The sequence below is a fragment of the Pantoea sp. Cr_R13 genome (assembly GCF_029222565.1).
In the GTDB taxonomy this organism is placed as follows: Bacteria; Pseudomonadota; Gammaproteobacteria; order Enterobacterales; family Enterobacteriaceae; genus Pantoea; species Pantoea eucalypti.
In genome coordinates this window covers 158,554-183,771 of the sequence record NZ_JARHXL010000015.1, presented here as the reverse complement: position 1 = coordinate 183,771, position 25,218 = coordinate 158,554, and the positions used below count along the sequence as shown (strand labels likewise).

Annotated in this window: 19 protein-coding genes; 8 read left to right on the top strand and 11 right to left on the bottom strand. The window is 54.8% G+C overall.

Features of this window, described 5'->3' with window-relative positions; genetic code table 11:
* The first annotated feature begins 90 nt into the window (after positions 1-90).
* The gene (locus P2R09_RS15730) at positions 91-768 is read left to right on the top strand and encodes an SDR family oxidoreductase (RefSeq protein WP_275771100.1); all 678 of its coding nucleotides are present in this window, start codon (positions 91-93) and stop codon (positions 766-768) included.
* A 15-nt stretch (positions 769-783) separates the two neighbouring features.
* On the opposite strand, the gene P2R09_RS15725 is transcribed toward P2R09_RS15730, so the two are convergent.
* On the bottom strand, positions 784-2,172 hold the full coding sequence (locus P2R09_RS15725; RefSeq protein WP_003852145.1) for a sugar porter family MFS transporter: 1,389 nt from the start codon (positions 2,170-2,172) through the stop codon (positions 784-786).
* Between the two features lie 270 nt (positions 2,173-2,442).
* Between P2R09_RS15725 and P2R09_RS15720 the strand changes: the two genes are divergently transcribed.
* The gene (locus P2R09_RS15720; protein ID WP_275771099.1) at positions 2,443-3,102 is read left to right on the top strand and encodes an epoxyqueuosine reductase QueH; all 660 of its coding nucleotides are present in this window, start codon (positions 2,443-2,445) and stop codon (positions 3,100-3,102) included.
* Here P2R09_RS15720 and P2R09_RS15715 read toward each other — a convergent pair whose 3' ends face one another.
* A complete protein-coding gene (locus P2R09_RS15715) occupies positions 3,103-3,603 on the bottom strand; it encodes a helix-turn-helix domain-containing protein (protein WP_275771096.1) in 501 nt (166 codons plus the stop codon).
* 338 nt (positions 3,604-3,941) lie between these two features.
* Here P2R09_RS15715 and P2R09_RS15710 point away from each other — a divergent pair, with 338 nt between their 5' ends.
* Positions 3,942-4,964: an alpha/beta hydrolase gene (locus P2R09_RS15710; RefSeq protein WP_275771095.1), complete on the top strand. Its 1,023-nt coding sequence runs from the start codon at positions 3,942-3,944 to the stop codon at positions 4,962-4,964.
* A gap of 26 nt (positions 4,965-4,990) precedes the next feature.
* Here P2R09_RS15710 and P2R09_RS15705 read toward each other — a convergent pair whose 3' ends face one another.
* From P2R09_RS15705 to uxuA, 5 genes are all read right to left on the bottom strand, one after another.
* Positions 4,991-5,959, bottom strand: a complete 969-nt coding sequence (locus tag P2R09_RS15705) for a sensor domain-containing diguanylate cyclase (RefSeq protein ID WP_275771094.1) — start codon at positions 5,957-5,959, stop codon at positions 4,991-4,993.
* A gap of 99 nt (positions 5,960-6,058) precedes the next feature.
* Positions 6,059-7,036 (bottom strand): porphobilinogen synthase, encoded by a 978-nt coding sequence (gene hemB / locus P2R09_RS15700; protein WP_033734324.1) that lies wholly within the window; start codon positions 7,034-7,036, stop codon positions 6,059-6,061.
* Positions 7,037-7,163: 127 nt separating this feature from the next.
* The gene (gene proP / locus P2R09_RS15695) at positions 7,164-8,669 is read right to left on the bottom strand and encodes a glycine betaine/L-proline transporter ProP (RefSeq protein WP_275771092.1); all 1,506 of its coding nucleotides are present in this window, start codon (positions 8,667-8,669) and stop codon (positions 7,164-7,166) included.
* 462 nt (positions 8,670-9,131) lie between these two features.
* Positions 9,132-10,718 carry an EAL domain-containing protein gene (locus P2R09_RS15690; protein WP_275771090.1) on the bottom strand — a complete coding sequence of 529 codons (1,587 nt, stop codon included), beginning with the start codon at positions 10,716-10,718 and terminating at the stop codon, positions 9,132-9,134.
* A gap of 273 nt (positions 10,719-10,991) precedes the next feature.
* The gene (uxuA, locus tag P2R09_RS15685) at positions 10,992-12,176 is read right to left on the bottom strand and encodes a mannonate dehydratase (protein WP_275771089.1); all 1,185 of its coding nucleotides are present in this window, start codon (positions 12,174-12,176) and stop codon (positions 10,992-10,994) included.
* Positions 12,177-12,324: 148 nt separating this feature from the next.
* Between uxuA and P2R09_RS15680 the strand changes: the two genes are divergently transcribed.
* Entirely contained in the window at positions 12,325-13,002 is a 678-nt protein-coding gene (locus tag P2R09_RS15680) for a FadR/GntR family transcriptional regulator (RefSeq protein WP_275771088.1), read from the top strand.
* Here P2R09_RS15680 and P2R09_RS15675 read toward each other — a convergent pair.
* Complete coding sequence (locus tag P2R09_RS15675) at positions 12,991-14,046, bottom strand: AI-2E family transporter (protein ID WP_003852166.1); 1,056 nt, start codon at positions 14,044-14,046, stop codon at positions 12,991-12,993. The two genes, P2R09_RS15680 and P2R09_RS15675, sit on opposite strands and share 12 nt — an antisense overlap.
* A 300-nt stretch (positions 14,047-14,346) precedes the next feature.
* On the opposite strand from P2R09_RS15675, the gene P2R09_RS15670 reads away from it, so the two are divergent.
* A complete protein-coding gene (locus P2R09_RS15670) occupies positions 14,347-15,570 on the top strand; it encodes an MFS transporter (RefSeq protein WP_275771087.1) in 1,224 nt (407 codons plus the stop codon).
* A 75-nt stretch (positions 15,571-15,645) separates the two neighbouring features.
* Here the strand turns inward: P2R09_RS15670 and P2R09_RS15665 are convergent, their stop codons facing one another.
* Positions 15,646-16,461, bottom strand: coding sequence for a TIM barrel protein (locus tag P2R09_RS15665; RefSeq protein WP_275771086.1), 816 nt, complete (start codon positions 16,459-16,461; stop codon positions 15,646-15,648).
* A gap of 420 nt (positions 16,462-16,881) precedes the next feature.
* Between P2R09_RS15665 and P2R09_RS15660 the strand changes: the two genes are divergently transcribed.
* Both P2R09_RS15660 and iolB read left to right on the top strand, forming a co-directional pair.
* Positions 16,882-18,387, top strand: a complete 1,506-nt coding sequence (locus P2R09_RS15660; protein WP_003852171.1) for a CoA-acylating methylmalonate-semialdehyde dehydrogenase — start codon at positions 16,882-16,884, stop codon at positions 18,385-18,387.
* A gap of 119 nt (positions 18,388-18,506) precedes the next feature.
* A complete protein-coding gene (gene iolB, locus P2R09_RS15655) occupies positions 18,507-19,325 on the top strand; it encodes a 5-deoxy-glucuronate isomerase (protein ID WP_275771085.1) in 819 nt (272 codons plus the stop codon).
* Positions 19,326-19,417: 92 nt separating this feature from the next.
* On the opposite strand, the gene P2R09_RS15650 is transcribed toward iolB, so the two are convergent.
* Together P2R09_RS15650 and iolC are read right to left on the bottom strand one after the other, a co-directional pair.
* The gene (locus tag P2R09_RS15650) at positions 19,418-20,266 is read right to left on the bottom strand and encodes a MurR/RpiR family transcriptional regulator (RefSeq protein ID WP_033784214.1); all 849 of its coding nucleotides are present in this window, start codon (positions 20,264-20,266) and stop codon (positions 19,418-19,420) included.
* 491 nt (positions 20,267-20,757) lie between these two features.
* Entirely contained in the window at positions 20,758-22,671 is a 1,914-nt protein-coding gene (gene iolC, locus P2R09_RS15645) for a 5-dehydro-2-deoxygluconokinase (RefSeq protein ID WP_275771084.1), read from the bottom strand.
* Positions 22,672-23,216: 545 nt separating this feature from the next.
* Here iolC and iolD point away from each other — a divergent pair.
* Complete coding sequence (gene iolD, locus P2R09_RS15640; RefSeq protein ID WP_275771083.1) at positions 23,217-25,157, top strand: 3D-(3,5/4)-trihydroxycyclohexane-1,2-dione acylhydrolase (decyclizing); 1,941 nt, start codon at positions 23,217-23,219, stop codon at positions 25,155-25,157.
* Positions 25,158-25,218 lie beyond the last annotated feature (61 nt).

Below are 25,218 nucleotides of genomic sequence, written 5' to 3'. Positions count from 1 at the left end.
GTGCGGTCGCCAGGCTAAAAAGCACAGCGGGCCGCTCTCCTGGCGGAATACCCGTTAAGCTTGTAGTGAGACAATCAACGAGGAGTGAATATGGCTCAGCAAAAAGAGGTTCTGATTATTGGTGCTTCGCGCGGTATCGGGCTGGCGGTGGCACAGGCGTTTGCGGGTGAGGGCTGGCAGGTTACGGCTACGCATCGCAGTGGCATTCCAGAGCAGGGTAACAAGCCAGACATTCACTGGCATGCGCTGGATATGACGCACTCATCGGTGGTTCAGCAGCTTGCCAGCCAGCTCAGTGGCAAAACGTTCGATGCGATTCTGATTAACGCCGGGATTTCCGGGCCTTCACACCAGAAGCTGTCGCAGAGTGACGATCAGGATCTGGCGCAGCTGTTCCTGACCAACGCAATAGCGCCGGTTCGCAGCGCAGAGATTTTGCTGCCGCTGTTGAAGCCGGAAGGCGTGCTGGCGCTGACCTCATCTCAGCTCGGCAGCCTGAATGAAAACCCGCAGGCGCAGATGCCGATTTATTCGGCCAGCAAAGCCGCCCTGAATATGCTGAGCCGTACACTGACTCCGGCAGTGGACGCGCAGAGCGGGACGCTGCTGACGCTGCACCCCGGCTGGGTGAAAACAGATATGGGTGGCGAGAGTGCGCCACTGACAGCAGAAGAGAGTGCGGCCGGTATCGTCCGGCAACTGACCCACTGGCGCGGTCGTGGTGGTCATCACTATGTCGATTACGCCGGCCAGCAGCTGCAATGGTAAGTTGATACGGGGCGGTTACGCCCCGATGTCACGTAGTGCTTTGCCTTTCATCAGATTGCGTTCAATGTGCTCCAGCGTCACATGTTTGGTCTCGGGAACCAGCATCATCGTCAGCACGATAAACACCAGATTAAGCGCGCCGTAGAGCCAGAAGGTATTGGCATTCCCCAGCTGATCAAGCATGGTCAGGAAGGTCGCACCCACAATCATATTACCGACCCAGTTCGTGGTGGTGGAGGCGGTAATGCCGAAGTCACGTCCTTTCAGCGGCTGAATTTCTGAGCAGAGTAGCCAGATCACCGGTCCGGCCGCCATCGCGAAGCCGACGATAAACATCAGCAGCATCGCTATAGCAAAGTATTTGCGGAAATCTGTTTCAACGCCAATATGCAGCAGCGTGCCCAGTACGCCCATGCCGACTGCCATCACCAGAAAACTGGTGGTAAGCATCGGTTTGCGACCCCAGCGATCAACAAAGAAAATCGCAATCAGCGTAGCCAGCATGTTGACCAGCCCGACAATCACCGTACCCCACATCTGCTCACTGGTGCTGGAGAAGCCGGCAATATTGAAGATTTTAGGGGCGTAATACATCACAACATTCATGCCGGTAAACTGCTGCATCACCTGCAGCAGCATGCCCAGCCATACCGCACGGCGGAAATTACCGTTAGAGCGGAAAAGCGACCAGCCACGCTGCTTCACCTGCAGGCTTTCACGGATCTCTTCCAGCTCCTCGCGGGCCTGTTCGCTGCTGTTCCGTAACCGATCCAGTACCCGCTGTGCTTCGTTAAAACGCCCATGTGCTGCCAGCCAGCGCGGACTGTTAGGCAGGAACAGCACGCCGATAAACAGAATCACCGCTGGGATGGCGATAACACCGAGCATCCCACGCCAGTTGCCGCTGTAGCTGAACGCAGTATCAGAGAGATAAGCCACCACGATGCCGGTGGTCAGCATCAGCTGGTACATGGAAATCATCGAACCACGAATACGTTCCGGCGCAATCTCTGCCAGGTACAATGGCGCGGTATAAGAGGCGATGCCCACCGCCAGACCCAGCATCACGCGGGCGCAGACCAGTGACTCGACATCCGGGGAGAACGCTGACCACAGCGAGCCAATCACAAACAGCGTTGCGCCTGCCAGCATACTTTTCTTGCGTCCCAGCTTTGATGACATCCAGCCCGCCGCCAGCGCACCCAGCGCCGCGCCGAACATCATTGAACTCACCACCCACTCCTGCTGATGGTTAGTTATCTGCAAATCCTTTGCCAGAAACGGTAAGGCACCGGCAATGACACCGATATCCAGACCAAACAGCAGGCCTGACAGCGCAGCCATAAAACAGACGAACCACGTAAAGCGGTTCTGCTGACTTCCCGATTTTTTTGTCGCGACCATGCGAGTCTCCTTGAGGCGATTCAATGTCAATATTGTTAATGTTATGTAAACATAGCTGATGCCAGTGTGGTGACGATCACACTTCTGGCCATCACCCGTGCTGCACAGCATTACGCTAAAAAGAAAACATCGAAGATCAGCGGGTTGGCACTGCAGGGCAAAAGGGCGGATGAAGCACGATTACACCAAACGAGGCATATCAGACCCGTTTTGCAACTGACTGCTTGCAGCATTACACTGCTGCTTTTCAGCCATTGATTGAAGGTGCTTATGTCTGAACCTTTCCAGCGTCAGCCGCTGCCGCTGCCGGGCGGTCATAAAAAAGTCCTGCTGCACTCCTGTTGCGCACCCTGTTCGGGTGAAGTGATGGAAGCGATGCTGGCATCCGGTATTGAATACACCATCTATTTTTACAACCCGAATATTCACCCGCTCAAAGAGTATGAGCTGCGAAAAGAGGAGAATATTCGCTTTGCCGAAAAATTTGGTGTGCCGTTTGTGGATGCGGACTATGACCGGGATAACTGGTTTGAGCGCGCGCGCGGGCTGGAGTGGTCGCCGGAACGGGGTGAGCGCTGCACCATGTGCTTTGATATGCGTTTTGAGCGTACGGCACTCTATGCCCATGAGAACGGCTTCCCGGTGATGACCAGTTGCCTGGGGATCTCACGCTGGAAAGATATGAAGCAGATTAACAGCTGTGGTCTCCGCGCCGCGTCAGCATATCCGGATCTGATGTACTGGGATTTTAACTGGCGTAAAGGCGGTGGGTCTTCGCGCATGATTGAAATCAGTAAGCGCGAAAGTTTTTATCAGCAGGAATATTGTGGCTGTGTCTATTCACTGCGCGACACCAATCGTCATCGCGTCGCCCAGGGACGTGAGCGTATTCAGATTGGCGTGCAATATTATCAGCCGGATGAAGGCTGATTAACCCCTGTCGCGTAAAGGCTCTGCCTGCGCATATCCGCGCGTGAAGTGCGTAACAGGCCGGACTGTTACGCCATCATCCGGCTTTATACTTTCCGCACGCACAAAGCTGCATAAGGTACAGGGATGCGCTACCTCAGCCAGCTGCTTTTTCGCCTTGTCGTTCATCTGACGTTTGCGACAGGTGCTCGGCGTGCAACCCATAATCTGTTTAAAAGAGCGGGTAAAAGATTGCTGGCTTTCGAAGTGGTATTTCAGTGCCAGAGTGATAATAGGTGTCTGGCTGTTTTTTAAATCATGAATGCTGGCGTTAAGTTTTCTCTTACGAATATAACGCGCCAGTGTTTCATTATGGTAACGGGCAAAGAGTTTCTGTAAATACCATCTGGAGTAACCTGCCTTTATGGCAATATCATGAACACTCAGGCGCTGGTCAAGATTATTATTAATCCATTCAGTGACAGAGATGATTACGCCTTCATTATATTTATTTTCGCTCATAGCGACTCCACGGTTAAATTCATCACGAATGTGAAAAATCTACCTTAATGTTCTTATTCTTTGCGTAAACATTTTCAGGTTTTGAGTTTTTATCTCCTGATATTATGCATCTGAACAGCCGTTTTTTATTAAATAAGATGAATTGTGATAAATCTGTTAGGAAATATAGATGATTGATATCTGGCAGATAAAAATTAAATCAGGCGCTATGCCGCTGACCACCTCCTGATGAATCCTGGCAGCCGTCGTGTTATTAACGTGATAGCACCGCCTGGCAATAGATTTTTCACAATGACATGCCAGGCTTACGACTCACCTTTAACATGGAGTACCCCCGGATGAGCCCGACATACGCGCTGAAAAAACCGCTTGCCGCCTTGCTCACCTCGCTGGCCTTATTTGCTCATGCACCTGCCCATGCTGCGTCTGTGTATGGCGAACAGCTGGAGGGGTTTCAATATCCCTATCCTCTGCAGCATTTTGACTTTCAGTCTCAGCAGCAACCGCTGAGCATGGGCTTTATGGATGTCAAACCGGTGCAACGCGCCAACGGCAAAACGGTGGTGCTGATGCACGGTAAAAACTTCTGTGGCGCGACCTGGGAAGAGACGATTCGTGCACTGAGTCAGCAGGGATATCGCGTTATCGCGCCCGACCAGATTGGCTTCTGCAGCTCGACCAAGCCCGCCAGCTATCAATACAGTTTTCAGCAACTGGCAGAGAACACCCATCAGCTGCTTGCTCGGCTGGGAGTGGAGAAGGCGGTCATTGTCGGTCATTCAACCGGCGGGATGCTGGCAACGCGTTATGCGTTGATGTACCCGGCGCAGACGCAGAAGCTGGTACTGGTTAACCCGATAGGGCTGGAGGACTGGAAAGCCAAAGGTGCACCGTGGCGCCCGGTGGATCAGTGGTATCAGCGCGAACTCAAACTCAGCGCGGCGGGCATTAAGAAGTATGAACAGCAGACTTACTATGTCGGGCGCTGGAAACCCGAATATGACAAGTGGGTCGATATGCTGGCCGGACTAAACAGCGGGCCGGGCCATCAGAAAGTAGCGTGGAACTCCGCCTTAATCTACGACATGATCTTCACTCAACCGGTGTTTTATGAGTTCGGCGATCTCAGGGTGCCGACCACTCTGATAATCGGTACGTCAGATACCACGGCCATTGGCAGTGATATCGCACCGGCGGAGGTGAAAGCCCGATTAGGTGATTATGCGGTGCTGGGAAAAGAGGCGGCTAAACGTATCCCGGGCGCGCGCTTAATTGAATTTCCTGGCATGGGGCATGCACCACAAATGGAAGATCCGGCTAAGTTTAATCAGACGCTGCTCGACGATCTGGCCCGTCCCTGAACCCTCAGGCGCTGCGGCGCCTGACCTTACACGGCAATGCGTTTCTGATTTTTAGTCAGATACATCTGTTTATCGCTGTCGTGCAGCAATTGTTCCAGCGATTGTGGATTGGCTGGGTCAAATTCCACCACGCCGGAAGAGAACTGCAGGCGGTAACGTCGGTTCAGGCTGATTGACTGCTGGTGCAGATAATGGTCGAACTGCATGAGCAGCGCTTTACTCTGCTGCTGCTGCAGGCCATCAAACAGCACCACAAACTCATCGCCGCCCAGGCGGGCAAACAGGTCGGAATGTTTGAACGCCACCTTCATCGCATTGGCAAAGTCCATCAGGGCGCGATCGCCTTCGCGATGGCCCAGCGTGTCATTGATCTGCTTAAACTTGTCGAGATCGAGAAAGGTCAGACAGGCGGGACGGTTTTTCCTCTGGCACTCATTAAGCACCATCTGCCCGAGCGTCATAAAACCGCGACGATTGGTAATCTGCGTCAGTTCATCACAGGTAGCCGTCTGAAAGGCGATCAACTCCGCTTCAGCCATGGCGGCGAGATCGCGCATGGTGGCCTGATCCTCTTCATTAAACTGACGCGGCTCACGACCAATAATACAGAGCGTACCCATTTTGGCACCGCCCGGCGCACGCAGCGGACAGCCCGCATAAAAGCGAATGTGTGGTTCGCCAGTCACCAGCGGATTATCATGAAAACGTTCATCCTGTAACGCATCTTCAACGATCATGATTTCATCCTGCAGGATAGCGTGGCCGCAAAACGAGATATTTCGCGGCGATCCGGTAGGCGCATAACCCTGTGCAGATTTAAACCACTGATGGTCTTCTTCCAGCAGACTGACTAACGCGATAGGCACGTCATACAAGCGGCGCGCCAGGCGAGTTAAACGATCAAATCGTTCTTCCGCTGGCGTATTCATTATGTTCAGCGCACGCAACTGCGATAAACGTTGTGCCTCGTCGGCGGCGATTTCAGGTGCTTTCATCACAGAGCCCTTTGGTTTTTAGCTGAAGCCAGGTTCTGGTGTGTGCCTAACAGCGATGAAGAGCGTGATACAGCGACCACGCTCTTTATGAGGAGGGGATCAGAGCACTTTTTGTTCGGCGAGATCAAGGGCGAAATAGCTGAAAATGAGGTCTGCCCCGGCGCGTTTAATCGCACCGAGGCTTTCCAGCACCACATTGCGTTCATCAATGGCACCGGCCTGTGCGGCAAATTTAATCATCGCGTATTCGCCACTCACCTGATAAGCCGCCAGCGGCAATTCGGTGCGTTCGCGGATATCGCGCAGAATATCCAGATATGCGCCTGCCGGTTTCACCATCAATGAATCCGCGCCCTGCGCCGCATCAAGCAACGATTCACGGATCGCTTCCCGACGGTTCATCGGGTTCATCTGGTAGGTTTTACGGTCGCCTTTCAGCGCCGTTCCGGCCGCTTCACGGAACGGGCCGTAAAACGATGAAGCGAATTTGGTGGAATAAGACATGATGGCGGTCTGGGTGAAGCCTGCCGCATCAAGTGCGCGGCGAATCGCCTCAACCTGACCATCCATCGCCGCTGACGGGGCGATGAAGTCTGCACCGGCTGCGGCGGCAACAACGGCCTGCTTGCCCAGGTTTGCCAGGGTTGCATCGTTATCGACGCCGTGATCACAGAGCACGCCACAGTGGCCGTGGCTGGTGTATTCACAGAAGCAGGTGTCAGACATCACAATCATTTCGGGTACGGTATCTTTGCAGATGCGCGACATACGCGCCACCAGACCGTTTTCGTTCCAGGCATCGCTGCCGGTGGCGTCAGTGTGGTGAGAAATACCGAAGGTCATCACCGAGCGGATGCCCGCTTTGGCGATGCGCTCAATCTCATAGGCAAGCCGTTTTTCCGGAATACGCATCACGCCAGGCATCGCCTGAATCGCTTTGTAATCGTCGACTTCTTCTTCAACAAAGATAGGCAGAGCCAGATCGTTCAGGCTCAGGGATGACTCCTGGAACATTTCACGCATTGAGGCGCTGGCGCGCAATCTTCTTGGGCGCTGGATAAGGGAATAATCAGACATTTTCATTCTTACGCAGGTGAAAAAAGTAACAACAGTTTACTCCCTTTGACCGCGAGGGATGAAGGTTTGTGTGCGGTAACAGAGAGGGAAAAGCGCTCTCCCGCCAGGCGGCGGGAGAGCAGAACGATTACTCGTTGATATCCGGATGCTGCTGCACCAGGTTTTTACGTTTCGCTTCCAGGCGGGCGATCTCTGCATCGATATCTTCGATTTTGTTCTCGATGTTATCGTGATGTTCCTGCAGGATTTCGCGCGCTTCTTCCATATCTGACGCGGCTGGTGTTGCACCTTTCAGTGGCTTGTTTGCCGTCTCTTTCATGGAAAGACCCGTAATCAGACCAATGATCGCTACCACCATCAGGTAGTAGGCTGGCATGTAGAGATTATTGGTGGTTTCAACCAGCCAGGCAGCTATGGTTGGTGTCAGACCGGCAACCAGTACCGAGATGTTAAACGCACTGGCCAGCGCACTGTAACGGATATGGGTCGGGAACATCGCAGGCAGCGACGAGGCCATGACACCTGTAAACGAGTTAAGAATAACGGCCATCAGCAGCAGACCACCAAAAATCAGTCCCAGCACGCCACTGTTAATCATCATAAAGGCGGGAATGGCGAAGACCAGCAGTGCGATACTGCCGATGATAACAAAGGGACGACGGCCAAAGCGGTCACTCATCATGCCGATCACAGGCTGAACAAACAGCATACCAATCATGATAGCGATGATAATCATCACACCATGGTCTTCGCTGTAGTGCAGGTTATGTGACAGGTAACTCGGCATATACGTCAGTAACATGTAGTAGGTGACGTTGGTGGCGATAACCAGACCGATACAGGAAAGCAGGCTGCGCCAGTGTTTGGTTGCAATTTCCTTAAACGAGACTTTCGGACCATCCTGCAGGCCTTCGCGGTCACCCTGTTCCAGTTTGTCCACATGCTGCTGGAATGCCGGGGTCTCCTCCAGCGCATGGCGCAGATAAAGGCCGATAATGCCCAGCGGCAGCGCAACGAAGAACGGCAGACGCCAGCCCCACTCAAGGAAACGCGCTTCTCCGATAACAGAAGAGATCAGCACGACCAGGCCCGCACCGAGTACAAAGCCCGCAATTGAGCCAAAGTCGAGCCAGCTTCCCATAAAGCCGCGTTTACGGTCAGGCGAATATTCCGCCACAAAGATTGAGGCGCCGGTATACTCACCGCCCACGGAGAAGCCCTGCGCCATCTTCGCAAGCAGCAGCAGAATCGGTGCCCAGATGCCGATAGACGCATAGGACGGTATCAGGCCGATACAGAAGGTACTGACCGACATGATGATAATGGTAATGGAGAGGATTTTCTGACGACCATATTTGTCGCCCAGCATACCGAAGAAGAGGCCACCCAACGGACGGATCAGGAAGGGCACAGAGAACGTCGCCAGTGCAGCAATCATCTGAATGCTGGGGGATACATCCGGGAAGAAGACTTTACCCAGCGCATAGGCCACAAAGCCATACACACCGAAGTCAAACCATTCCATTGCGTTACCCAGAGAGGCCGCAGTGATGGCTTTACGTAAACGAGCATCATCAATGATGGTGACATCATTGATCCCAATTGGTTTTACACGCTTCCTACGCAATTTCATAGAATTACCCTGTAATGGAACACGAAAGTCCTCAACGGCGCGAGCCGTGGTAAATCGTTCAGACCGCTGCGTTGAGAAATTTAAGCATAGCCGTAATTAAGCGCTCATTACGCGCCAGCGAACACAATAATTACTGTTGTGATTATTGCAAACAGCGACAGAGTATACCGTTTTTGTGTGATATCTGTCATGTTTGAGCTAATGCTGACCTGTTCCGGCAATCTTTATGACTGTTTAGCTCCGCAAAAAAATTATCACGCTACGTGACAACAGCCGTTTTTTTCAGCAGATTGTTTGCGCAAGTGATGTTTATTTGCGCTTAACGGGAGAGGGATCCCTGTCCGACGGTTCAGTGTGGAGGGCCGGGGCTGGACATTTTTCTTCGGTGAACGGGCTGGCGCAAGAGCCGCGGCTGTCAATCTAGGTTTCTGTGTCACCCGGTTTTCGATGTGCTGCGGAGGTTCAAACGTGACACGGGTCAGCCAGCACACGCTGATCCCCCTGACGCGCCAGCCACTCTATCAGCGATGTGTTATCCATCGGGCGGGCGTAATAAAAACCCTGAATAAAAACGACGCCGCGCTGTTGGAGATAGCAAAATTGCAGCTCAGTTTCCACACCTTCACCCAGCACTTCTAGCGCCAGACTGTGACTGAGATTGATGATCGCATCCAGCACTGGCGTCTCGCCTTCCAGCGATTCGATAGCGTTAATGAATCCACGATCGATTTTCAGATAATCCAGCGTGAAGGTCTGTAAGTAACTTAGTGAGCAGTGGCCGGTACCAAAATCATCAATCGCAACCTTCATACCCGCATGGCGTAACTGCTCCAGCTTACGTGCCACCGCGTCACCCTCTTTAATCAGACTGCGCTCAGTCAGCTCAAGCGTGATGACAAACTGCTTATCTTTTATCCTGTCGGCGAATTGCAGCATATCGCGAACAAATTCAGGATGCTGCAGATGTTCCGCCGCCACGTTAATCGCAAGGTGGAAATGGGGATCCACCTGCCAGCTCTGCACATCCTCTGCAATCAAATCGAGCAGGTGGCGGGTCAGCGGCACAATCATCCCTTCCGCTTCTGCTGCACCGATAAAAATATCAGGCCGAACGCCGTTACCGTCGGACGTAGTCCAGCGGAGCAGCACCTCTGCACCGCTACAGCGTTGCAGCCGATTATCATAGACTGGCTGATAGTGCGCCCTGAACTGGCCGCAGATGATGGCCCGGCGAATCTCATCGCGCCATGAAATGCGCCGTTGCAGCCAGTTCGCCGTCAGCATCATCAGCAGAACAGAGAATATCGCCGCCATCGGCATGATAATAAAAATCACCTGACGCCAGGCAGAGATCAGCTCAGTGGGCGAGGCAATCAGAGTGACAGAGAGCGGGTAGCGGTTTGAACGGGCCTCATAAATCAGAGGCTCAAACCAGCCGGATGCAGCAATTTGTGGGTCACCAAACGAGATGGGGGCGCCGTCGCTGAATGCCATGCTGAAATGATAAAGGTGAGTGCTGCTGATAGCGCGCATCAGATCAATCAGATACTGGCCATCAACCACTGCCCAGAATCCCACGCCATCAGGCAGGTCACGCATAAAAATCACGGCCGGACGATCCGGTACACCAGAGGTGCCGGCAATCGACAGGCTCCACCAGGCTTTTCCGGTGACTGGCGCATCGCGCATGATCATATCGCTCAGTAAACCCGGCATGGTTCCATACGCTGACGAACAGCCAATTCTGTTTTCTTCAATTTTACCGATTGCGCGGAAATAGGGATTCAGTGAGCCGATGCGCTGTAACTGATTCTGAATCTGACTGCAGGGCTGATACTGAAACTGGCGCAGCGTATTAATCATATCCCAGGCGCTGTCGCTCATTCTTTCAGCCTGAGCAAGCAGGGTATTGGCTGCATTCACCTGCTGCTGCTGGACGGTGTGGCGCGCATCCAGAGCAGTAAAAAAAAGGCCAATAAGCAGAGGCAGCACACCGGAGAAAATAATCACCAGCCTGGCATAGTCGCGTTTTCGTTTCAGTAGCGGCACCGCTGAATCCTCTGAGTATTATTCGTTTTATGCAGGGGCTGAACAGTTGCGCAGCATAGCATTTCTCCGGGTCGGGCAGATTAGCGTTTTTGCGAGCAACAGAACTGACTCAGGTCAATTATCGACCCGACACAGCCTTAATTGAGGGGGTTGTTTTGCTTTCATTTGTATTCGGCAGAAATCAGGCAGGTATAAGTAACGCGGAGGATAACATCTCATTGCGACCGGCAGAGACCCTGGCCCGTCAGAATCGGGCACAGGGTAGCCGTTGACTTAATCAGCAAAATAGATCTGTTTCAAGGCAACTTCAACGCCGCGCAGTTCAGCAAGACCTTTAAGACGTCCAATGGCTGAGTAACCCGGATTCGTGCGTTTATGCAGGTCGTCCAGCATCTGATGACCGTGATCGGGACGCATAGGTATTGCCCGCAGGTTGCCTGCACGGCGACGGCGCTGCTCTTCCGCCAGAATGACTTTGATCACGCCGACCATATCGACATCGCCCGCCAGATGCGCCGCTTCATGGAAGCTGGCGGGATTAGCTTCGCGCTTCGTGGCGCGCAGATGGACAAAGTTGATGCGGTCGGCATAGGTTTCCGCCATCTCAACCAGCGCATTATCGGCACGCACACCATAAGAGCCGGTACAGAAGCAGAATCCGTTGTGCAGACTGTCCACGGTTTCTTTCAGCCACTGCATATCTTCCTGCGTAGAGATAATGCGTGGCAGACCCAGAATAGGACGCGGTGGATCGTCCGGATGCACCGCCAGTTTAACGCCCGTTTCTTCCGCAACCGGCACGATGGCGCGCAGAAACGTTGCCATATGCTCGCGCAGTTTCGCTTTATCAATGCCGTCATACTGTGCCAGTTGCGCCTGAAACTGCGCCAGGGTGTAACCCTCTTCGGCACCTGGCAGGCCGGCGATAATATTGCGCACCAGGGTGTTTTTCTCTTCTGCGCTCATGGTGGAAAAGCGCTGCGCTGCGGCCTGCTGCTCGGCAGCGCTGTAATCCTTCTCCGCGCCCGGGCGCTGTAGCAGATAAAGCTCAAAGGCAGCAAACGCGTCAGCGTCAAAGCGCAGCGCTTTTGCGCCATCTGGCAGCGTCCAGGCGAGGTCGGTGCGCGTCCAGTCCAGCACCGGCATGAAGTTGTAGCAGACGGTATCAATACCGCAGGCGGCCAGATTGCGTATCGACTGCTGGTAATTGGCAATATAGCGAAGGTAGTCACCCCGCTGAGTTTTGATCGCCTCGTGGACCGGAATACTTTCGACCACCGACCAGACCAGACCTTTTTCAGCCACTAGGGCCTGGCGTGCTTTAATCTCTTCAACCGGCCACACCTCGCCGTTAGGGATATGGTGCAGCGCCGTTACAATGCCGGTCGCACCCGCCTGACGCGCATCATCCAGTGATACCGGGTCGTTCGGGCCGTACCATCGCCATGTATGTTCCATTATTACTCCTGAGTGTGATGTGGCCCAGTGGTCAGGCCGCTGGGCCAAGAGTATGATAGTGGACAAAACAGGGCCGTGATCCGGATCGCAGCATCACAAACTGCATCAGCGATGTGATCGGTTTTAAGCGGACGAAGAGGAGAGGGTGATGACGCTACCCGTTATTAAAACTGAGCGCCTGTATCGTCAGATCGCCAACGTCATTATGGCCGGCATCACGCGCGGTGACTTTGCGGCAGGAGGCTTACTGCCACCCGAGCGCGAGCTGGCAAAACAGCTGGGTGTCAGCCGCTCGTCAGTGCGTGAAGCATTGATTGCGCTGGAAATGACCGGCTGGGTCGATATCCGCACGGGCAACGGCGTCTACGTCGCGCAGCCACTGCCGCAGGCCGCCGTTCCGCAGGAGAGTTGCAGCCTGCAGGACCTGCTGCAGGCGCGGGAAGCCTTTGAGGGAATGCTGGCGGGATTTGCCGCACGTAACGGCACCGCCGTTCAGCGCGCGGCACTGCTGGCGCTGACCGCTGAACTGCAGCAGTACAATGCAAACGATGCGGCCTTCCTGGAGCAGGACAAACGCTTTCACCTGCTCATCAGCGAGATGAGCGGCAATGATGTGTTACGCGACCTGCTGGAGCAGTTATGGAACCGGCGGCACAGTCCGCATGTGCAGCGACTGGAGCGCCATTATGCTGATAATAGCTTCGCACGCGAGATGAATGCTGACCATCAGCAGATCGCCGATGCCATCGTGGCGGGCGATGAAGCGGCTGCACGCCAGGCGATGGAGAACCATCTGCAGCACGTGCAGCAGCAGCTACTTGGTTAATCCCCGCGCCCGCTTAGGTCGTCCGGTGCCCAGCATAATCGCCAGACGGCTGCCGCCTGGCGTGGTTTCCATCAGGATTTTGGTAATGCTGGTCAGCGGCACCGAGAGCAGCATGCCGACCGGCCCGAGCAGCCAGCCCCAGAACACCAGCGACAGGAACACCACCAGCGTTGATAAGCCCAGACCGCGCCCCATCAGTCGCGGTTCCAGCATATTGCCGAACACCATGTGAATCGCGGTAAACAGCGCTGCCACCATCGCGGCATCAAACAGACTGTTCAGTAACAGCGCCTGAAGTAAGGGTGGGATACCGGCGATAATCGGACCAATATTGGGAATGAAATTGAGGATAAAAGCTACGACACCCCAGAGCAGTGCGAACTTCACATCCAGCAGATAGAGACTCAGCCAGACCGCAATGCCGGTGATCAGGCTCACCAGGGTTTTCAGCGCCAGATAGTGCGTGACCCCTTTCAGTGCTTTATGCAGCCCGGCAATGCGGATTTTAGGGTTCACCAGCGCGTTACGCATTTTATAGGGCAGGTGATGAACCTCAAACAGCATAAAGACCACGGTCAGCACCAGCAGCACAGTATTGGTCATCGCACCGGAAAAGCCGCTCAGCGCCACGCTTGCCAGGTTCATCATAGTGTTAGGATCGAAACGCTGAACCAGCGCATCTGTTGAGATATTGATATGAAAGCCTGCCGCCAGATGTTGCAGCACCGTCATTTTCTGCTCCATCGTGGCGCGCAGTTGCGGGTAGAGGTCGGAAAACTCGCTCATTGAGCTGGCGATGATGGCGCCCAGCAGCACAAGGGCGCAGAAGATCACCGTGATGACCAGGCCAATGGCCAGCCCACGGCGAAAGCCCCGGCGCATCAGCATCGTCACCAGCGGGTTGAGTACAATTGCAAAGAACGCCGCCAGCAAAAGCGGAACCAGAATATCGGACGCTGCCCGAACCCCGGCGAGGATGATGACCAGCATCGCCAGTTTTATCAGAATATTTTGTCCGATCTTTTCCCGTTGCAGCTCGCTCATTCTCTCTCTCATAACGTAAATTGGCTGTTGAAAGTGTAGCTGAAAGAAAATTAACAATCTGATTTATCAGAGAAACGGTAAAGCGCGGCGGCAAAGTGGCGAGAGTATTAGCGCCACAGCACTCAGCTATAGCAACAGAACAGCCACTCTCCCTTGTGGCTGTTTTCGTCCGGTTATCTGCAGCACCTCCGGGCTGTCGTGTTCGCCAGATAACCGTGCCATTGTGATGCGCAGGAGGCGAAAGCGGGTATAGTTAAGGGATAAACCTTATCATTCAGCTAAATACGATCGTGAGGACGCATGCCTGAACAGCCTGCAGCGGAACCGACTACCCCACATGGCAACCTGAATATCTCTCTGCTGATCCTCTCTATTGTGGCCTACAACTTTGCCAGCTATCTCACCATTGGTCTGCCGCTGGCGGTATTGCCAGGCTGGGTGCATGACCAGCTGGGCTTCAGCGCGTTCTGGGCCGGCCTGGTGATCAGCCTGCAATATGTTGCGACGCTGCTGAGCCGGCCACATGCTGGTCGCTATGCCGATCTCTGGGGACCCAAAAAAGTGGTGGTGACGGGCCTGGCAGGCTGTCTGATCAGCGGATTGTGTATTCTGCTGGCGGCCCTGATCGCATCACCGATGTGGAGCCTGATCCTGCTCTGCGTGGGCCGGTTGATTCTGGGCGTGGGCCAGAGTTTTACCGGCACCGGCACCTCGTTGTGGGGAGTGGCGAGGGTGGGTTCACTGCACATTGGTCGGGTAATATCCTGGAACGGGATCGTCACCTATGGTGCGATGGCCATTGGCGCACCGCTCGGCGTAGTGATCTTTCAGGCAGGCGGTTTGCTGTGGCTGTCACTGGTTATTGTTGCCATCTGTGTCGTGGGCATCGTCTGCGCCGTGCCGCGTCCGGCTGTAAAAGCCAGCCGCGCCAGACCGCTGCCGTTTCGGGCTGTGCTGGGAAAAATCGCCGGTTTTGGTGCGATTCTGGCGATGGGATCGGCGGGTTTTGGCGTTATTGCCACCTTTATTACCCTGTTCTATCAGGATAAAGGATGGCAAGGCGCCGCTTTTGCGCTTTCCCTGTTCAGCATGGCTTTTGTTGGCGCACGCCTGCTGTTTCCCAATGCGATTAACCGCCACGGCGGTCTGCGGGTCGCCAGCGTTTGTCTGGCGGTTGAAGCGGTCGGACTATTTCTGGTCGCCGCCGCGGGTAATCCATTGATGGCAAACGCGGGTGCTTTTCTGACCGGGGCCGGGTTTTCTCTGGTGTTCCCGGCGCTGGGCGTGGTGGCGGTAAAAGTGGTGCCGCAGCAGAATCAGGGCAGCGCCCTGGCAACCTATACCGCCTTTATGGATCTGTCGCTGGGGATAACCGGGCCACTGGCCGGATTCATCATGAATTATGCGGATGTCTCACGCGTCTATCTACTCACGGCGCTGCTGGTCTGTGTCGCGTTTTTCTGCACGCTGCGCCTGTTGAAGCATCAGGCATCGCAGGCAGCAGCAGACGGTTCTTCAGAATAAAAAAAATGGCCCAGCAGCGGGCCATAACGTCTTTTCAGACACAGATAAACGGATAAATGCGGGATGCAGCAGGATTCAGGCCTGCAGCAGTTCAATACTGTGGCGGATCTGGCGTTCAATCTCCGCCGGGGTCCAGCTGTTAAGCTGACCGGAGAACGGCTCAAAGGCGTAGACGCCCTTATAGCCAAGCATCTCCAGCCGTTTAACCTGCACCACGCTCTTCAGCACATCATTGTCACTCAGCATGATGCGTTCTTCGTCGGTCAATTCGGCGGTCGGACGTTGATCTTCCACGCCTGAAAGGTGCACCAGTCCAATCTGGTCAATATCGATACCCACCGGGAATTCCTGTTCTGCCTTCTCATAGAGATGATGATGAAAAGTATCCAGCAACAGCTTAAAAGGCACGCCTGCCGCAGCGATCAACGCCTGCGCCTGCACGATCGAACGCAGTGAGCTGACCGGGAAACCCAGTGGCTCCACCAGCCCCAGAATGCCATAGTGGGCAAAGCGCGGTGCCAGCGCCTGCATCGCCGCCTGTGTCTGTTGAGGCGACACAGTAATCCCCTCATTCAGCGGACACATCACCAGCGCTTTTGCACCAATCTGTTGTGCTGTCTGTAACAGCGCCTCAGCCCGGCTCAGCAGCACGTCATCAATTTGGTTAAACGGATAGAGCGCATTAATGCTGATGATATCAATGTGGTATCTGTCGGCCAGGGCGTGCAGTTGATCGGTGCTGAGATCGTCAGTGACGCTGCCGCCGGGCATATCATTACGCAGTTCAACCTTGCTCAGGCCCAGACGCTGAACCAGCTGGAAGAAGGCTTCCAGCGAGAGCCGGGGCGCAATTTTGCGGTTGATACAGAAACGGGTTGGGTCGATGGCCATGCGCTAACTCCGAACAGGAGAATGTTTCGACTAAAGAAAACATTTATTTCATAATTAGTGAATTATGAAATGTATTTTATTAGATCAGCCTCGCATTAATTTCATATTTCGTTTCACGCTGATGCGTCAACGCTGGATCGACTTCGCAGAAAAAGACGTGATCCACGCCGCGGAAATTCCCCTGTTACGCTAAGGCTGACCGGTAATATTGCTCTGCTGCTCTCATAACGCGGTCAGACAAGAGTGGACAATAAAAATGCGATCTGTGCCGCTAAAATCAAATTTTCCAAAAATAACTATTTGAAAAATTTATTCCACTGTAATAGCTTCATAGCACGCTTTCAGGTTTGCCTGGTCAGGCAGTGTGGCAGGCCACAGGGCCCGTCTGCAGGGAACTTAACCATCTTAAGAGGCAACATCATGACAACCATAGGTAACTTTATTGGCGGTAAAATCACGTTCAGCGCCAGCAACGAAACCATTCCTGTTTACGATCCGGCAACCGGCAAAGTGGTCCGTGAACTGACGCAAAGTACCGCTGATGAAGTGGCTCAGGCGATTGGTGTCGCGCATGACGCATTTTCAGCCTGGTCTAAAACCTCGCCGCTGCGTCGCGCCCGCGTTCTGTTTAACTTTAAAGCCCTGATGGAGCAGCATCGTGATGAGCTGGCGGCGCTGATTGTCTCTGAGCATGGCAAAGTCTGGTCCGATGCACTGGGTGAACTGACGCGTGGCATTGAAGTGATTGAGTTTGCCTGCGGGATCCCTCATTTGCTCAAAGGCGAATATTCCCCGAACGTCGGCGGCGGCGTTGACAGCTTCTCGCTGATGCAGCCGGTTGGCGTCGTTGCGGGCATTACGCCGTTCAACTTCCCGGCGATGGTGCCATTGTGGATGTTCCCGATCGCACTGGCCTGCGGTAACACCTTTGTCCTGAAGCCACCGGCGCTGGATCCGTCTGCGGCCGTGCGTATGGCCGAGCTGCTGACCGAAGCGGGCCTGCCGGATGGCGTTTTCAACGTGGTGCACAGCTCTAATGAAGATGCTGAGCAGCTCTATAAGGATCCGCGCATTGCCGCGGTGAGCTTCGTCGGTTCTTCAGGCGTCGCTGAGCATATCTATAAGACCGCCAGCGCCCACGGCAAGCGAGTGCAGGCATTTGGCGCGGCGAAAAACCACGCTATCGTGATGCCGGATGCCGATCTGGATGCCACCGTTAACGCCATCATGGGCGGTGCGTTTGGTTCTGCCGGTGAACGCTGTATGGCTCTGCCTGTTGTTGTCGCCGTGGGTGATGACACCGCTGACAAGCTGATTGCCCGCCTGACACCGCTGGTGAAAGCACTGCGTATCGGCCCGGGAATGAGTCAGGGTGCCGAAGAAAATGAGATGGGTCCGGTGGTCTCCGCTGCGCACCAGAAGAAGGTGCTGGGTTACATCGACAAAGGCGAGCAGGAAGGTGCGAAGCTGGTGGTGGATGGCCGTAACGTGCAGGTTGCGGGTCACGCAGAAGGTTACTACGTTGGCGGCACGCTGTTTGATAACGTCACCTCTGAGATGGTGATCTGGCGTGAAGAGATTTTTGGGCCGGTGCTGAGCATCATGCGCGCACCGGATTACGACAGCGCACTGCAACTGGTTAACAGCCATGAGTTTGGCAACGGCAGTGCGATTTTCACCAGCAACGGTCACACCGCGCGTGAGTTTGTGCAGAACGTTGAAGCGGGCATGGTGGGTGTCAACGTGCCGGTTCCGGTGCCGATGGCATTCCACAGCTTCGGTGGCTGGAAACGTTCCGTGTTTGGCGCGCTGAATGTCCACGGGCCGGACGGCGTGCGCTTCTATACGCGCATGAAAACCGCCACCGTGCGCTGGCCGTCCGGTCAGCAGACCGTGTCTGAATTCAGTATGCCAACCTTAGGCTAATTTATTTCAACGTCGATCACGGTGTGCGACCGGCAGGATAGTCTGCCGGTCGCTTTGTTCGCTGGCATTGCGCCCGCGTGACTCTCGCCGTGTTAATCGTGACAGAGAGGAGGATCGGGATGTCTTTACTGTCGAAAGCACAGGCCCCTGACGCACAGGGCCGTATTCAGCATGTCACACCTGAGCGTGCTGGCTGGCGTTATGTAGGGTTTGATGCTTATCTGCTGAAAAAAGGGGAAACCCTGCACCTCAACAGTGGTGATAAAGAGCTGTGTCTGGTGCTGGTAGCCGGGCTGGCCTCGGTGAAAACCCGCCATGCTGAGTTTCCCGGTATCGGTAAGCGCATGTCGCCTTTCGAACGCGTGCCGCCTTATTCCGTTTATGTGCCGCATGATGATGAAGTGGAAGTGTATGCAGACAGCGATCTTGAACTGGCGGTCTGTAACGCGCCCGGTCAGGGAAATCTGCCTGCACGACTGATTGCACCAGCGGATGTGGGTGTTGAGCATCGCGGAAAAGGGCGCAATCAGCGCCTGGTGCATAACATTCTGCCTGACACTGAACCGGCTGACAGCCTGCTGGTGGTTGAGGTTTATACCAACGAGGGCGATACCAGCTCGTATCCCAGCCACAAGCACGATCAGGAGGAGAGTGAAAACGAAACCTACCTGGAAGAAACCTACTATCACCGTTTCGATCCGGAGCCTGGCTTTGCCATGCAACGCGTCTACACCGACGACCGCTCACTGGATGTCTGCATGGCACCCTATAATCGCGACGTGGTGATGGTGCCGCGCGGCTATCATCCGGTGGCGACGCTGGCAGGTTACAACAACTACTATCTGAACGTGATGGCGGGGCCGGTGCGGTTGTGGAAATTCAGCTGGGAGAAAGATCACGCCTGGGTGAACAGCGACAGCTATCCGCGCAACGCGTAAATCACGGCGGTTTTATCAGGCGTGTATAGTGCGTGGATAGCCTCAAAAAGGGCAGCCGATTGGGCTGCCCTTTTTACTGTGCGGAACGCAGGTTACTGAGCGGAACTATCGGCGTTGTTCAAAGCCAGTGACACCGCCAGCGTCTGTGCCAGGCAGAGCGAGGCGACCTGCGAACGGAAGCCATCGACCTGCGCTTCACGCACCACAAAGCAGACATCACTAAAGGCGGCCAGCGGGCTGACCTGGCTGTCGGTAATAGCAATCTGATGCGCGCCACGTTTAGCACCCATTTCGACCACTTCGACCGCCTCACGCGCATAAGGCGAGTAGCTGATCGCAATCACCACATCTTTCGGATTTACCAGGCTGAGCTGCTCGGTAAACATCCCGCCCAGACCATCAATCAGAAACGCGCGACGCTCCAGGTGCCGCAGCGCGTAAACCAGATAGGAGGCGACGCTAAAGGAGCGACGCAGGCCGATGACATAGATGTTCTCAGCCTCATTCAGCAGTTTCACCGCCTTGTTCAGCTGCTCAGGATTAACCTGCATCGCCAGTTGCTGCAACGCCTGGCTGTTCACCATCGTAAAGACGTTGAGGATCTCCGCTGGGCTTTCAGGGGCACTGGCGCTGTCGTCCGTTGAGGTCTGACGAAACAGGCGAGCGCGCTCGGTATAGTTGACCGTCTCCTCCATCAGGTGCTGACGAAAAACCTGTTTCATTTCGTTAAAACCGCTGAAGCCAAACGCATTCGCAAAACGAATCAGCGTCGACGGCGGCACATCGGCCTGCTGGGCAATCGAGGCGACGGTATCGAAAGCAATACTGTTACTGTTATCAAGGATGTAGCGCGCAACCTGTTTAAGACGCTTGCTCAGTGTTTCATAGCGGCGACGAATATCGTCCTGCAAGAGAGAAAGTTGGGTGGGATTATTGTTCATCACTTCTGCCCGTATAATTAGAATAATGGCTGCATAATGAGCGCTATATTACCAGATGGATGGAAAATTTCATTTCTTTGCGTTAACGGCGCAGTTTATTTCATGGCTTTATGAAATGGTTCACAGATTAGCTTTAGCGCCCGAGGCGTGACTCTTCGCGGGCAATGTCAGGGTGAAAACCGGGATGAAATGACAGCAGGCTGGGAGGGTAACCAGTAAAAAACGCCATCCCGGTTGGGATAGCGTGATGAAAGAGTCTGTCTCTGCCTGCTATGAGTTCGCGCAGGCTCAGGTAACATGGTCAGAGGAGGAAAGCGTCCCGCGCCAGGGACGGGGCGGGCCGAGCGGCCATGGATGGCTTAAGCGACTTTCCGATCTGACCATGTTACCTGCGCGTTGAGCTTATTTGTTGCTGCAACCTTCACCCTGCCTTGAGTAAGTCAGCCGTCTGAGGCCATCGCGGTTGAGACAGTCTATAGCAGAGCAGAAAATCAGGCGCGGGCAGCACGCCAGTACTCAATCAGCCGCAGATAATTGCCTTTAACGGTCTCAATCAGCGCCTGGTCGTCCAGTTCACCCTGCAGCCACTGGCGCGAAGGCTGACCAAAGATAGTGCGACCCACCGCAAAGCCTTTCACCCAGGGCGCATTGGCCGCTGCGGCAAAGCCCGCTTTAAGCTTCTCTTCAGGCGCATCCAGACCGAGTAACAGAATGCCGCGACAGTTGGGATCCTGCTGCTCAATCAGCGTGCTGATCGCCTGCCAGCTTTCCGCGGACAGCGGTGGCAGCTTCCACCAGTCAGGCTGGATGCCCAGACTGTAGAAATGCGTCAGCATATCAAGGTAATAGGCTTCATTCTTATCCGGGTTGCTCTCCGGCAGAATCACTTCCAGCAGCAGCTCATGCCCGCTTTTGTTACAGCCTTTCCAGACGTCGAGCACCACATCATCCTGCTCTTTACGCAGTTCAGCACTGTCGTGAGGATGATAAAACACCAGACATTTCACTACGTGCTCGGCGGGCCAGTCGATCAGCTGCGAGCCAATGTTGCCATGCTCCAGGCGCAGCGGACGTGAGCTCGGCAGCTCAATCGGACGGCCAATCCACCAGTTCTTCCCGGTGATGGCATTCAGCGCTTTCTGACCATAGGTGGTATCCGCCAGAATGCCGCTCTTATTCTCTAATCCCGCCTCTCTGGCAGCCTCCTGAGCGGCTTCCAGCAGCAGCAGTTTCAGCTGTGGAATACGGCTTTCATCCACGCCCGCTTCCTGCGCCATGTCCGCCAGTTGTTTGCGATGATCAAAAGCGAAAACGTTCAGCTCCGGCCACGCCTGCTTGCGGGTGGTCACGCGGTGAAGGTGGTTCAGACGACTGTCGAGATCGGGACGTTTCACCTCTTTGTCGCGGCTCAGGAAATCATCCAGTTCCGCTTTGGTTGGCATGGCCGGGGCACAGCCGTGGCGTGAAACCACCAGCGCCCCACAGGCGTTGGCGTAACGGCAGGCCTGCTCCCAGCCTTCATCATTCAGCCAGCCGCGCAGCAGGCCAGACATAAAGGCATCACCCGCGCCCAGCACGTTGAGCACGTCAACGCGCACGCCGGTGTGCAGCTGAGTCTCTTCCCAGCTATCCGGGATATCCCCTTCAAATACCACGCAACCCAGCGGACCGCGTTTGCAGACCAGCGTTGCCTGGCTCGCCTTGCGTACGTTCTTCAGAGCAGTCAGGGTATCGGTGCTGCCACCGGCGATGTGAAACTCCTCTTCGGTGCCGACGATCAAATCGAAATAGTGCACCACTTCCTGCAACTGCTGCGTAACCTGGGAAGACTCAATGAAACGCGTTTCACCGTCACCCAGCGAGGTCAGCCCCCACAATACCGGGCGGTAATCAATATCCAGCGCCGTGCGCAGACCGTTGCGGCGGGCGATATCCAGCGCTTTCAGCACAGCTTCACGGGTTTGTGGATGCGATAAGTGAGTGCCGGTTACCGCTACCGCGCGGGAAGAGGTAATAAAGGTTTCATCAATATCTTCCGGCACCAGCCCCATGTCAGCGCAGTTATCACGGTAGAAAATCAGCGGAAAAGTCTCTTCGTCTTTGATGCCCAGGATCACCAGTGCCGTCAGACGCCGTGGATCGGTGATCAACGCATCGGTATTACAGCCGACGCGCTGCAACGCTTCACGCAGAAAGCGACCATTATGCTCATCTCCCACCCGCGCCAGCATCGCTGATTTCAGCCCCTGAATCGCGGTGCCATAGGCGACGTTGCCTGAGGAACCGCCCAGATATTTCGCAAAGGAGGTGACATCTTCCAGCCGCGCTCCAATTTGCTGGCCATAAAAATCAACGGCAATTCGCCCGATACAAATCACATCAAGCGGCTTCTGTTGTGTACTCATACCTGTGGTTTCCTCTTGTGATTAGCAGGGCTGGCGGGCGAAAAGGTCGACGCTATATTCGCTCTGCATCCGGGTCTGTGGGTGTCTGACTGACAATGGGAGAATTATGAGGAATAAAAATTCCATATTCAACACGAAATGAAATATCCATCGCAATTTTGTGAACCAGGTAAAACTCCTGATTCTCTTCCGTCTGCGCAGTCTTCGTCGGCACGATGTCCGGTATGTCAGGGTTGTGAAGGGGATCGCAGGAATCCGCACGCCAGTCAGGCATGCTGCTGCATTGAAATAAATTTTTTCATCATGTGCCACTCTCTGTTAAACGTTCCAGATTTCCCCTCTGCAATCCCCCGTCACACCTGAAGCCGCCATTAAATTTGATCTCACTCGCAAAATGAAATGTTTCTTCTGTAATCGTGTTTTATGAAAAAAATATTTGTTTATAATCGCCTCACGTTTCAGTTATTCCGGTCGCCTTTTCCGCCCAAGACAACGCCTGGCGTGCTGTCGCGGAAGTCGGAGTCCACCAGCATGTAAGGAAGAATATGAGCACTATCAGACTGACCACGGCACAGGCGCTGGTTAAATTTCTGGATAATCAATTCATTGATGTCGATGGCGTTGAAACGAAGTTCGTCAAAGGTATCTTCGCGATCTTCGGCCATGGCAACGTGCTGGGGCTGGGCCAGGCGCTGGAACAGGATAGCGGCGATTTGAGGGTTTATCAGGGCCGTAATGAGCAGGGCATGGCCCATGCTGCCACCGGCTTTGCCCGCCAGTCACTGCGCCGTCAGATTATCGCCTGCAGTTCATCCGTGGGGCCTGGTGCGGCGAATATGATCACTGCCGCCGCGACGGCTACGGCTAACCGCATTCCGCTGCTGCTGCTGCCCGGCGATGTCTTCGCTACCCGCCAGCCCGATCCCGTGCTGCAACAGATTGAGCAGAGCTACGACCTCAGCATCAGCACCAACGACGCCTTCCGCGCCGTCAGCAAATACTGGGATCGCGTCAGCCGCCCGGAGCAACTGATGTCCGCCTGTATTAATGCCATGCGCGTACTCACCGATCCGGCTGAAACCGGCGCGGTCACGCTCTCTCTTCCGCAGGATGTGCAGGGCGAAGCCTGGGATTATCCGGACTACTTCTTCCAGAAACGTGTGCACCGTCTGGATCGCCGTCTGCCGGTGGCGGCGCAGCTGGCAGATGCCCTGATGCTGATTAATCGTAAGCGCAAGCCGATGATTATCTGCGGCGGCGGTGTGAAATACTCCGAAGCGGGCGAGGCGCTGCGCCAGTTTGCTGAGCGTTATCAGATTCCTTTTGCCGAGACGCAGGCGGGCAAAGGCACACTGGTTTCTGACCATCCGCTGAATGTCGGCGGCGTGGGTGAAACCGGCTGCCTGGCCGCTAACCTGCTGGCAAAAGAAGCCGATTTAGTGATCGGCATCGGCACCCGTTACACCGATTTCACTACTGCATCAAAATGGATTTTCCAGCATCCCGATGTCAGCTTCCTGAACATCAATGTCAGCAACTTCGACAGCTACAAGCTGGATGGCGTGCAGCTGCTGGCCGATGCCCGCGAAGGGCTGACCGCGCTCACCGCCGCGCTGGCCTCACAGCACTACAGCAACGACTGGGGCAATCAGATTGAGCAGGCGCAGAGTCAGCTGTTGAAAGAGACGCAGCGCGTCTACCAGGTGGAATATCACGATGGCGACTTTGTGCCGGAGATTGCTGATCATCTCGACCGCGAAGCGGTGTTCGCTGAATTTAACCGCCTGACCCAGTCGCTGCTGACGCAAAGCAGCGTACTCGGCACGCTGAACGAGCAACTGCCGAAAGACGCGGTGGTCGTGGCAGCGGCAGGCAGTCTGCCGGGTGACCTGCAGCGCGTCTGGCGCACCAAAGATTACAACGCCTATCACGTTGAATATGGCTACTCCTGCATGGGCTATGAAGTGAATGCCGCGCTGGGTGTCAAGCTGGCGCAACCGCAGCGCGAGGTCTATGCGCTGGTCGGTGATGGCTCCTTTATGATGCTGCACTCAGAGCTGGTCACCTCGATTCAGGAAGGGGCGAAGATTAACGTGGTGCTGCTGGATAACATGACCAACGGCTGCATCAATAACCTGCAGATGGAACACGGCATGGACAGCTTCACCACCGAGTTCCGCTTCCGTAACCCGGAAGGTGGCAAGCTGGACGGCGGTTTTATCCCGGTCGATTTCGCCGCGATTGCTGCCGGTTATGGCTGCAAAACCTATCGTGTCACCACGCTGGAGCAGCTCAAAGCGGCGCTGGAAGATGCCCGTAACCAGACGGTTTCCACTCTTATCGACATCAAAGTGCTGCCTAAAACCATGATCCACAAATATTTCAGCTGGTGGCATGTCGGTGTGGCGCAGGCGTCGAAAACCGAACGCGCTCAGGCGGTGGCGGACAAGCTCAACAGCCATCTGGATCAGGCGCGCAAATATTAATTTCCGGGCCGTGCTGCGGCCCGTTTTCCTCTTCTCCGTACGAATCCTACACAGGTGTAAT

Coding starts and splice junctions, on each gene's coding strand:
- P2R09_RS15720 (WP_275771099.1), top strand. CDS start 2,443: ATGTCTGAACCTTTCCAGCGTCAGCCGCTGCCGCTGCCGGGCGGTCAT.
- P2R09_RS15670 (WP_275771087.1), top strand. CDS start 14,347: ATGCCTGAACAGCCTGCAGCGGAACCGACTACCCCACATGGCAACCTG.
- iolB (WP_275771085.1), top strand. CDS start 18,507: ATGTCTTTACTGTCGAAAGCACAGGCCCCTGACGCACAGGGCCGTATT.
- proP (WP_275771092.1), bottom strand. CDS start 8,669: ATGAAATTGCGTAGGAAGCGTGTAAAACCAATTGGGATCAATGATGTC.
- hemB (WP_033734324.1), bottom strand. CDS start 7,036: ATGTCTGATTATTCCCTTATCCAGCGCCCAAGAAGATTGCGCGCCAGC.
- P2R09_RS15725 (WP_003852145.1), bottom strand. CDS start 2,172: ATGGTCGCGACAAAAAAATCGGGAAGTCAGCAGAACCGCTTTACGTGG.
- P2R09_RS15650 (WP_033784214.1), bottom strand. CDS start 20,266: ATGAACAATAATCCCACCCAACTTTCTCTCTTGCAGGACGATATTCGT.
- P2R09_RS15705 (WP_275771094.1), bottom strand. CDS start 5,959: ATGAAAGCACCTGAAATCGCCGCCGACGAGGCACAACGTTTATCGCAG.
- P2R09_RS15680 (WP_275771088.1), top strand. CDS start 12,325: ATGACGCTACCCGTTATTAAAACTGAGCGCCTGTATCGTCAGATCGCC.
- iolD (WP_275771083.1), top strand. CDS start 23,217: ATGAGCACTATCAGACTGACCACGGCACAGGCGCTGGTTAAATTTCTG.
- P2R09_RS15730 (WP_275771100.1), top strand. CDS start 91: ATGGCTCAGCAAAAAGAGGTTCTGATTATTGGTGCTTCGCGCGGTATC.
- uxuA (WP_275771089.1), bottom strand. CDS start 12,176: ATGGAACATACATGGCGATGGTACGGCCCGAACGACCCGGTATCACTG.
- P2R09_RS15710 (WP_275771095.1), top strand. CDS start 3,942: ATGAGCCCGACATACGCGCTGAAAAAACCGCTTGCCGCCTTGCTCACC.
- P2R09_RS15665 (WP_275771086.1), bottom strand. CDS start 16,461: ATGGCCATCGACCCAACCCGTTTCTGTATCAACCGCAAAATTGCGCCC.
- P2R09_RS15675 (WP_003852166.1), bottom strand. CDS start 14,046: ATGAGCGAGCTGCAACGGGAAAAGATCGGACAAAATATTCTGATAAAA.
- P2R09_RS15660 (WP_003852171.1), top strand. CDS start 16,882: ATGACAACCATAGGTAACTTTATTGGCGGTAAAATCACGTTCAGCGCC.
- iolC (WP_275771084.1), bottom strand. CDS start 22,671: ATGAGTACACAACAGAAGCCGCTTGATGTGATTTGTATCGGGCGAATT.
- P2R09_RS15715 (WP_275771096.1), bottom strand. CDS start 3,603: ATGAGCGAAAATAAATATAATGAAGGCGTAATCATCTCTGTCACTGAA.